This is a genomic window from Belnapia rosea (genome assembly GCF_900101615.1).
In the GTDB taxonomy this organism is placed as follows: domain Bacteria; phylum Pseudomonadota; class Alphaproteobacteria; order Acetobacterales; family Acetobacteraceae; genus Belnapia; species Belnapia rosea.
In genome coordinates this window covers 1-1,058 of record NZ_FMZX01000118.1, presented here as the reverse complement: position 1 = coordinate 1,058, position 1,058 = coordinate 1, and the positions used below count along the sequence as shown (strand labels likewise).

Genomic DNA, 1,058 nt, shown 5'->3' with positions numbered 1-1,058 from the left:
ACCAGCCCGAGAACTTGCGTAGCCCTCGGACCAGAGTTGGGGGCAGGACCACCACGACCATGGTAGACGTGCGTGCTGGAACGAAAAGTCCGGCCCACGGTACGAACTCGGCGCCCGGGAGCCCGGCTTCAGCAACCGTCGGAACCTCGCCTGCCAGCGCCACCCGCTGGCTGTCGGTGACTGCCAAGGCTCGCAGCCGGCCTTCCCGCACATGTGGCAAGCTCGTCAACGGGTAATCCCACATCACATCGAGACGCCCGCCAATGACGTCGTTCAATCCTTGGGTACCGTTGGCGTAGGGGGCATGGACCATACGGACGTCGGTCGCCTGCAGCAGTGTCTCGGCCGCTAAATGCGGCGAGGTGCCGACGCCGACCGAACCGTAAGTCAAGTCATCGGGCCGGCCACGCGCTACATTGACCAACTTCTTAAGCGATCGCCATGGCGGGCAGGCGAGGTGACGATGAGATGGGGCGATGCGCCTATGCCGTGAACTGGCGCAAGGTCACGCTGCGGATCGTAACGAAGCCCGGGAAACATCGTCGGTGCCGCGGCAATCGGCCCCTGGCTGCCGTAAAGCATCGTATAGCCGTCGGCTGCGCTGCGAGCGACTACCTCGGTCCCTATTGTGCCGCCGGCACCCGGCCGATTCTCCACCACAACCGACTGATTCAGGCTTTGGCTCATGCGCTGCGCCAAAGTGCGGGCACTGGTATCCGTGATGCCACCCGGAGCGAAAGGGACCACCCAGGTAATAGTACGGTTTGGGAAGCCTTGTGCGACCGCTAGATCAGGCAGCAGAGCTGGTGCGGCTAGCAGGATGCGTCGGGTGATTGGTGTCATGGCGCAGCCTCCCTACCGCTCTTTCAGCGGAGCATCGCAATTGCTGCCCACAAACGGGCACCACCGAATTCCAACTTTGTCGCGTACCAACAATCGGCCGGGGATGCCGGGATCCTGTCAGTAATTACCCACCCCCTTGCGCTGGAGTGGGTTGGCTGATTCGATGCTGGCATGCAGCGGGACGAGCTTGAGCGGCTAAGCAAGACGGAGCTGAT

At 62.8% G+C, this 1,058-nt stretch carries 1 pseudogene; it reads right to left on the bottom strand.

Annotated features, from left to right (window positions below):
• Window positions 1–687: pseudogene (locus BLR02_RS31225) on the bottom strand (tripartite tricarboxylate transporter substrate-binding protein); the annotation flags it as partial.
• Between the last annotated feature and the right edge of the window lie 371 nt (window positions 688–1,058).